Below are 8,303 nucleotides of genomic sequence, written 5' to 3'. Positions count from 1 at the left end.
GCCCTCGCTCGGCCGGAGCGAGGGCCACTGAGCGCTACCACCCGAACCAGGGGTGGAGTGGATCCGCGGTCGGTAGCGGGTCGTGGGTCAGGCGTTGGTGCCGGAGTCGGGTTCGAAGCGGATGACGATGGCCTTGGAGGTGGGGGTGTTGCTGATGTCGGCGGTGGAGTCGAGGGGGACCAGGACGTTGGTCTCGGGGTAGTACGCCGCTGCTCCGCCCCGGGCGACGGGGTAGTAGACGACGCGGAAGTGGGGGGCGCGGCGTTCCACGCCGTCGGTCCACTCGCTGACCAGGTCGACGTACTGGCCGTCGGAGAGCCCCAGTTCGATGGCGTCCACCGGGTCGACCAGGACGACGCGGCGGCCGCCCTTGATGCCGCGGTAGCGGTCGTCGAGGCCGTAGATGGTGGTGTTGTACTGGTCGTGGGAGCGCAGGGTCTGGAGGAGGAGGCGGCCTTCCGGGACCTCGGGGGCCGTGAGCGGGTTGACCGTGAAGTTGGCCTTGCCGGTCGCGGTGGGGAAGGTGCGGGTGTCGCGGGGGCCGTGCGGGAGGGTGAAGCCGCCGGGGTGGCGGACCTTGTCGTTGTAGTCCTCGAAGCCGGGGACGACGCGGGCGATCCGGTCGCGCAGGGTGTCGTAGTCGGCGGCGAAGTCCTCCCACGGCACGGTGTCCTCCGGGCCGAGCACCGCCCGGGCGAGGCGGCAGACGATGGCGGTCTCGGAGAGCAGGCCGGGGGCCGGCGGGCGCAGGCCGCCGCGCGAGGAGTGGACCTGGCCCATCGAGTCCTCGACGGTGACGAACTGGGCGCCGCGCGCGGTGACGTCCCGGTCGGTGCGGCCGAGGGTGGGCAGGATCAGGGCGCGGGCGCCGGTGATCACGTGCGAGCGGTTGAGCTTGGTGGAGACGTGCACGGTCAGCCGGCAGCGGCGCATCGCGGCCTCGGTGACCTCGGTGTCCGGGGTGGCCGCGACGAAGTTGCCGCCCATCGCGAAGAAGACGCCGATCCGGCCGTCCCGCATGGCGCGGATGGTGTCGACGGAGTCCAGGCCGTGCTCGCGCGGCGGTTCGAAGGTGAACTCGCGTCCGAGCGCGTCCAGGAAGGCGGTGGTGGGGCGCTCGAAGATGCCCATCGTCCGGTCGCCCTGGACGTTGCTGTGCCCGCGCACCGGGCAGACGCCCGCGCCCGGGCGGCCCACGTTGCCGCGCAGCAGCAGGAAGTTGACCACCTCGCGGATGGTCGGCACGGCGTGCTTGTGCTGGGTGAGGCCCATCGCCCAGCAGACGATGACCTTCTTCGAGGCGAGGGTGAGCCGGGCCAGCTCCTCGATCTGCCACCACGGCAGCCCGGTGGCCGCGAGCACCTCCTCGCGGGAGGTGGTCCGGGCCTCGGCGGCGAACTCCTCGAAGCCGTGGCAGTGCTCCTCGACGAAGGCGTGGTCGACGGCGTCCTGCTCCAGCAGCAGCTGGTTGAGGGCGCGGAACAGGGCGAGGTCGCCGCCGAGCCGGATCTGCAGGAAGAGGTCGGTCAGCTTGGTGCCGTGCCCGACCAGGCCGCGCGCCTGCTGCGGGTTCTTGAACCGTTCCAGCCCGGCCTCGGGCAGCGGGTTGACGCTGACGATGGTGGCCCCGGCGCGCTTGGCGCGCTCCAGGGCGGAGAGCATCCGGGGGTGGTTGGTGCCCGGGTTCTGGCCCGCGACGATGATCAGATCGGCCTGGTAGAGGTCCTTGAGGCTGACGCTGCCCTTGCCGACGCCGAGCGTCTCGGTGAGCGCCGAGCCGGAGGACTCGTGGCACATGTTGGAGCAGTCCGGCAGGTTGTTGGTGCCGAGCCGGCGGGCGAACAGCTGGTAGGCGAACGCGGCCTCGTTGCTGGTCCGGCCGGAGGTGTAGAACGCGGCGCCGTCCGGGGTGTCCAGGGCGCGCAGCTCCTCGGCGATCAGCGCGAAGGCGTCGTCCCAGGAGACGGGGGTGTAGTGGGTGGCGCCCTCGTCGAGGAGCATCGGCTGGGTGAGCCGGCCCTGCTGGCCGAGCCAGTAGCCGGAGCGCTCGGCCAGCTCGGCGACGGGGTGGGCGGCGAAGAACTCGGCGCGGATCCGCCGCTCGGTGGCCTCCTCGGCGACCGCCTTGGCGCCGTTCTCGCAGAACTCGGCGGTGTGTGTCTTCCCGGGTTCCGGCCAGGCGCAGCCGGGGCAGTCGAAGCCGTCGGGCTGGTTGACCTTGAGCAGGGTGCTCAGGGTGCGGCGGGCGCCCATCTGCTCGGTGGCCATCCGCAGGCTGTGGCCGACGCCGGGCAGCCCGGCTGCCGCGTGCTGGCGCGCGGACACCCGGGGGGCGTCCTGCGCCGGGTCGCTCTGCGGGGCCTGCTTGGCCATGACTGCGCTCCTCGGCTGTGCGGGGCCGCCGCCTCGTCGCGGCGCCTGTTGTCATCCTCGCACCCGGGAGGCCGGGGGCGGCAGGGGAGGAACGGGGGAGGGTGAGCGGGCGGCGGCGTGGATAGAGTTCAGGTGCTTCGACAGGGCCGGGGGTGGGCGGGTGATGGTCGGCGACGTGCTCGACGGGCGGTACCAGCTGGTCGATCGGCTGGGCCAGGGCGGGTTCGGCGTGGTGTGGCGGGCCTTCGACACCCGGATGCGGCGGCCGGTGGCGGTCAAGGTCATCAACCACCACGGCGAGGACCAGCAGAAGGCGGCGCTGCGCTTCGTCCGGGAGGCGTGCGCGGCCGGGAACCTCTCCCATCCGCACATCGTCACCGTGCACGACCTCGGCGAGGGCGAGCTGGGCGGGCGGCGGGTGACGTACCTGGTGATGGAGCTGCTCACCGGCCGCACCCTGACCGCCGTGCTCCGGGACGGCCCGGCGGATCCGGCGCGGAGCCTGCGCTGGGGGCGGCAGATCTGCTCCGCGCTGGCGGCCGCGCACGACGCGGGGATGGTGCACCGGGACATCAAGCCCGAGAACATCATGGTCACCGACGCCGGTGTGGTGAAGGTGCTGGACTTCGGCATCGCGCAGCTCGACATCGGGGCGGGCGGGCTGACCACCACCGGCACGGTCATCGGCAGCCCCGCGTACATGGCGCCGGAGCGCTGGACCGGGGGCCGGGTGGACGGCCGGGCGGACCTCTACGCGTTCGGCTGCGTGCTGGTCGAGCTCTGCACCGGGGCGCGGCCGTTCGGCGGGGACTCGACGCCGGTGCTGATGTACCAGCACCTGAACGAGCCGCCGCCGGCGCTGGATCCGGCGTCGTTGGGGCTGCCGGGGGAGCTGGCGGGGCTGGTCGCGGAGCTGCTGGCGAAGGACCCGGAGGGGCGCCCGGCGGACGCCCGGACGGTGGAGCGGCGGCTGGCGGAGCTGGAGGAGGGGCGGACGGTGTCACCGGCCGGGCCGGTCGTACCGGTGCCGCCGACACCCGTGCTGCCGCCGAAACCGGTGCCGCCGACACCCGTGCTGCCGCCGCTCACCACCCCGCCGGTGACCGCGTCGCCGCCCACGCCGACCCCGCCGCCCACGCCGATCCCGCCGCCCCCGACGCACGAGGAGGTCCGGGCCGTCCTGCGCGAGCGCCGGAAGGCCGCCTTCCGGGCGGCGACGGCCGGCGAGTCCGCCGTCCAGCTCCAGGCGGTCGCCCAGGAGGCCGTGGTCGCGCTCGGCGCCACCGACCGCGAGACCCTCACCGCCTGGCGCGACTTCACCTGGTTCCTGAGCCGGGCCGGCGACCTCCCCGGCGCGATCCGGCTGCTCTCCACGCTGGCCGAGGACATGCGGCTCGCCCTCGGCCAGGCCGACCCGGACACCCTCGCCGCCCGCTACCACCTGGTGTGGTGCATCGGGGAGAGCGGCGAGACGGTCAGCGCGCTGCGCCGGCTCGTCCAACTGCTGCCGGACCTGCACGCCACCTGGGGCGGCCACGACCCCCGGGTGCTGAAGGCACGGCACGACCTGGCGGTGTACACGGCCAACCGGGGCGACCTGGAGGGCGCGGTGCTCCAGCTGCGCACCCTGCTGCCCGACCTCGCGCGGGCGCTCGGCGAGCAGCACCCGGCGACCGTCCAGGCCTGGCAGGACCTCTCCGGCTACCAGCAGCGCCTGGCGGCCGCCCCGGCCGGACGGACCCGCCAGGGCCGCCGGCCGCGGATGCACCCGGGCGAGGCGCTGCTGCTGATCCGCCGCCTGCTGGACTGGGACTTCGGCTCCGACCAGGAGGCCAACGCCTGCCTGACCGCGCTGGAGCACGGCACCGGGATCAAGCGGGTCGGCGACTGGATCCTCGCCGCCCCGGACCACGTCACGGCCGAGGACCTGGTGGAGGAGATCTACGGTCCGTGACGCGGCTCCCCGGCTAGTCGCCGTCGGCGGAGGGGGCGGGGAACACCACGGCGGCCGGGGACGAGGTGGTCTGGACGGCGCGCAGGGTCGCGACGGACTGGACGCTGAGCTCGGAGGTGTCCAGGTCCAGGCCGGGGTAGAGCGCCTTGTACCAGCTCTTGTACAGCCGGAGGTGGGAGACCCCGCTGGTGGACAGGCGGATCTCCAGCCGGCTGCTGACGGTGTCCGTCCGCAGGGAGACGAACTCGGGCGGCATGACCTTGATCGAGTCCGGGTTGATCCCGGTCCGGCCGAACAGGGTCCACTGGTCGGAGAGCCGGCCCAGGACCGCGACGATGTTCGACGGCAGCGCGAAGCGGAAGAACTTGTCCAGCTTCCAGGGCAGCTTCTCGATCTCCTGCTGGTACCGGGTGTTGGACCGCGCGACGTTGCGCAGGGCCGAGCCGCGCCGGCCGGGGCTGATCTCGTAGATGCCGGTGAGGACCTCCTGGTCGGCGCGCATGATCCGGCGCCGTTCGAGGCCGAAGACGAAGGCGGTGAGGCGGGCGACGCTCGCGGGGGAGCGGGCCAGCAGCCGGGCGAGTTCCTGGACCAGCGCGTCCCCCGGGTGCGGGGCCGTCCACGGCTCCGGGTTGACGACGTAGTGCCGGCGGACGCGTTGCAGGGTGGCGGCGACCTGGGCGACCCGCTCGATGACGCGGGGGGACTGCCGCAGCGCGCGTTCGACCGACTGGGAGCGCAGGGCGAGGAGGTAGGCGACCTCGAAGACCAGCGTGGGCCGGCGGGCGGGGGTCAGACCGTAGACCTCGAAGCGCCGGTAGACCTTGGGCGACACGGAGAGCCGCTCGACGACGTCGCTCGCCCGGTAGCCGCAGGCCCTCCTGAGCTCCGACAGGGACATCTCGCCGCCGGGCCGGCCGGCCAGGGCGAGCGGGTGGACCTCGAAGACCTCCGCGAGGGCCCGGATGCGGGGCGGCTCGGGCACCTGCCGGCCCTGCTCGTACGCGAGGATCTGCGCCTTGGTGGTGCCCACGGCGGCGGCCAGCTCGGCGGCGGTCATCCCGTAGCCGGTGCCGTCCGGCCGCAGCGCGATGGCGCGGAGCCGTTGCAGCGCCTCGGCGTCAAAATCAGCCATCCCCCTGGCCATGCTTGCATCTCCGTCTGTTGACAACACGTCATGGGTTCGGTTTAGCGGTACGATGCGGCTACCGCCGTTAGGCTTGAGTTGTTCCGTCACAGTGGTCCCCACCTGTGCGGACGATCCGTTTAGGGGTCGTCCGGCTGGTTGGAGGACCGTGGATACGGGAGGTTGGGGGTCGTCAGCGGGAACTCTCGTACTTTGACAAGGCGAGAAGGACCGCCCGGCGACCTCCAGAGCCGACGAAGGCCCCGCACCCCTTGGCTGATCATGTCCACGGGGGTGCGAGGCCTGGCGAGGAGCTCCACGCTCCGGAGCCGCGACGGGCTCACCTGTCCTACCAGGTGGGCCCGTTGTCGTCCCAGCAGCTCGACAGGAAGTGGCGGATCGCGATCCAGAGGATCTGGACCACCACCCAGCCGCCGAGCCGTTGGGTGCGTTTCCGGGGCGTCTTGCCTCCCTCTTCGTCAGAGGGAGTTGCCATCTCGCATCACCTCCTCTCCCGGGTTGGTAGACCCGCGCGGAGTCGACGAACCCGCCATGGAGAGAAGGTGGGAGCCAGCCTACCTGTTCTGAAGCTTTGGATGGTCACTCGTACGGGTGGTCGGTGACAGGTCTTGCAACCTTTGAATGCAACCTACTTGACGAGATATCAGCTGACCTGCGCGGTAACTGAAATGGTCTGACCATTCGCCGCCCCGATGTGCTCGGATCGCGTTCAAGAACCTTCGATTCACAGCCGTCCGCCGGGGAAGCCGCCGGATCCGGGGGTGGCTGCCGGTGCGCCTGGTGCGCACGGTGCTCCTGGGGGTTCACCCGGCTCACGCCGCCACCGCCGCGTCGGTGCGGGCGAGGGCGCACAGCAGGGCCCGGGCGGCGGCGTCGTTCTGGCGGAAGCCGGGGGAGTCGGTGCGGGGGCGGGCGAAGGCGGCGGCCGCGCGCAGGCTGGTGTGCGGGCCGAGGGCGGTGCGGCGCGGGTGCGCGCCGCCGTCGGGGCCGTCGCCGAGGGCCGGGTCGAGGACGCGGCTGTCGCCGGGGCGGATGGTGAGCAGTCCCGAACGGTGGGTGTAGTCCGGGTCGGCGACGACCTCCTCGGTGATCCGTCCGGAGCGGTGCAGGTCGCGCAGCAGCGGATCGCGGGTCCGGGCCAGCGCGTGCTTGGGCAGGTACGCCTCGACCAGCGCGGTGGCGGTGACGGTGTGGCCGGGCACGGTGGCGCCGGAGGCCCGCCAGGTGCCGGTGGCCTCGTCGCGCTCGACCCTGACGCCCGCGCCGAGGAAGCGGACCACCCCGGCCTCGGAGAGCGCGAGCAGCTGGCGCAGGCGGAAGCCGGGCGGGCCGGAGGCGAGGTAGCTGAAGTAGCCGAAGAACCACTCGTCGACCTCCTCGGCCACCGAGCGGGCGGTGAGCCGGTCGGAGCCGAGCAGCCGGGGCAGCTGGCCGAAGAGCGAGAGCAGGGCGAGGAAGGCGCCGAGGTCGGCGCTGTGGGCGGGGTCGGCGCGGCGGTCGGCGTCCTCGGTGATGTAGCGGCGCAGGTGGCGCTGGAGCTCCTCGGCGGAGCCGAGTTCCAGGCCGGCGAGCGGGAAGTCGAGGCGTTCCAGGTCGAGCCGGTCGGCCGGGTCGGGGACGGCCCGTTCGACCAGGGCGCGCAGCTCCGGGGACGCCCAGACGTGGGCGTCGTAGCCGGCCAGGAACTCCGGCCAGGGCAGCGCGGTGCGCTCCGGGTGGGCGTGGAACAGCTCGTGGTAGTGGCCGAAGCCGATGTCCTTGGCCATCAGCGGCCAGGCGTCGCGCCGCAGTTCGAGCGGGCCCGGCCGGTCGAGCAGGGCGTCGACGGCGACGGCGTCGAAGTAGCGGGGGAGCGGCGGGCGCGGGCCCTGGAGGCGGTAGTCGGTCTTGGAGTGGTACGGGACGCCGCGCCGGGAGCCGACGTGCAGGACGGGCTCGCGGCCGGAGGGGAGGTAGCGCAGGCCGCCCGCGCCGTCCGGTTCGAAGCGCCCGCCGCGGCCCTCGGTGAGCAGGGAGACCAGGTCGACGAAGGCGAGTCCGAAACCGCGCAGCACGGTGTGCTCGCCGGGCGCGACGCGGTCGAGCTCGGCGGCCGCGTCGGCGGAGTAGGCGGGCGGCAGGTGCAGGCGGCCGTGCCGGGCGGCGAAGGCGGTGTCGGCGGCGTACCGGGGATCGGGGGCGGAGTCGAGGTGGCCCAGGGTGAGCACGACGTGGTCGGCGGTGAGCACCCGGTCGGTGAGGTGGACCCGCTGCGGCCCGTCGGCCGGGCCCTCGACGCGGTGCGCGGTGTCCCGGTGGACGGTGACCGTGACGTGCGGCGGCAGGTCGGCGACGGCGCGCCGGAACACCCAGTCCAGGTAGGCGCTCTGGGCCCGCCGGGTGGGGAAGTCGGTGGGCGCCAGGGTGCGCAGCTCGGCCCGGACCTCCGGGTCGGCGGCCTCCCGGTAGGGGGCGAACGCCCGGGGGTCGGCCGCCCATTCGGCGAGCGAGGGGCCGGGGCGGACCGGGCCGTCGATCGTGGAGCGTTCGTCGGTGAACATCGTGACGTCCTCGGCCATCGAGTTCATCCGCAGCAGCGGGGACTGCTCGTGGCGCCAGATCCGGCCGCCGCCGGGCGGGTGCGGGTCGACCAGGTGGATGTGCAGCGGGCGGTCGGGGGGCAGCAGTTCGGGCGCGTTGGCGGCGATCCGCTCCAGCACGCCGGTGCCGCGCGGCCCGGCGCCGACGATGACCAGGACGGCGCTCATCGCTTCGCCCCCTCGGCGGCGGGGGCGTCGGCGAGTCCCCGCTCTCCACCGCCCGCACCGACATCGCCGACCTCGGCGCCGC

General features: G+C 73.6%; 5 protein-coding genes. 1 reads left to right on the top strand and 4 read right to left on the bottom strand.

Features of this window, described 5'->3' with window-relative positions; translation table 11 throughout:
• Positions 1 to 87: 87 nt before the first annotated feature.
• Positions 88 to 2,373, bottom strand: coding sequence for an FdhF/YdeP family oxidoreductase (locus tag ABD308_RS01700; protein ID WP_344324338.1), 2,286 nt, complete (start codon positions 2,371 to 2,373; stop codon positions 88 to 90).
• A gap of 163 nt (positions 2,374 to 2,536) precedes the next feature.
• On the opposite strand from ABD308_RS01700, the gene ABD308_RS01695 reads away from it, so the two are divergent.
• A complete protein-coding gene (locus tag ABD308_RS01695; RefSeq protein WP_344324335.1) occupies positions 2,537 to 4,327 on the top strand; it encodes a serine/threonine-protein kinase in 1,791 nt (596 codons plus the stop codon).
• 13 nt (positions 4,328 to 4,340) lie between these two features.
• On the opposite strand, the gene ABD308_RS01690 is transcribed toward ABD308_RS01695, so the two are convergent.
• The 3 genes from ABD308_RS01690 to ABD308_RS01680 all read right to left on the bottom strand — a co-directional run bounded on the left by ABD308_RS01690 (position 4,341) and on the right by ABD308_RS01680 (position 8,221).
• A complete protein-coding gene (locus ABD308_RS01690) occupies positions 4,341 to 5,462 on the bottom strand; it encodes a helix-turn-helix domain-containing protein (protein WP_344324332.1) in 1,122 nt (373 codons plus the stop codon).
• Between the two features lie 340 nt (positions 5,463 to 5,802).
• Positions 5,803 to 5,949 (bottom strand): hypothetical protein, encoded by a 147-nt coding sequence (locus ABD308_RS01685; RefSeq protein WP_344324329.1) that lies wholly within the window; start codon positions 5,947 to 5,949, stop codon positions 5,803 to 5,805.
• Positions 5,950 to 6,286: 337 nt separating this feature from the next.
• Complete coding sequence (locus ABD308_RS01680) at positions 6,287 to 8,221, bottom strand: FAD/NAD(P)-binding protein (RefSeq protein WP_344324326.1); 1,935 nt, start codon at positions 8,219 to 8,221, stop codon at positions 6,287 to 6,289.
• Between the last annotated feature and the right edge of the window lie 82 nt (positions 8,222 to 8,303).

It is taken from the genome of Kitasatospora putterlickiae (genome assembly GCF_039527695.1).
Lineage (GTDB): Bacteria > Actinomycetota > Actinomycetes > Streptomycetales > Streptomycetaceae > Kitasatospora > Kitasatospora putterlickiae.
Note: the sequence above shows the minus strand (reverse complement) of the source record. Positions and strands in the feature narration are given on the sequence as shown.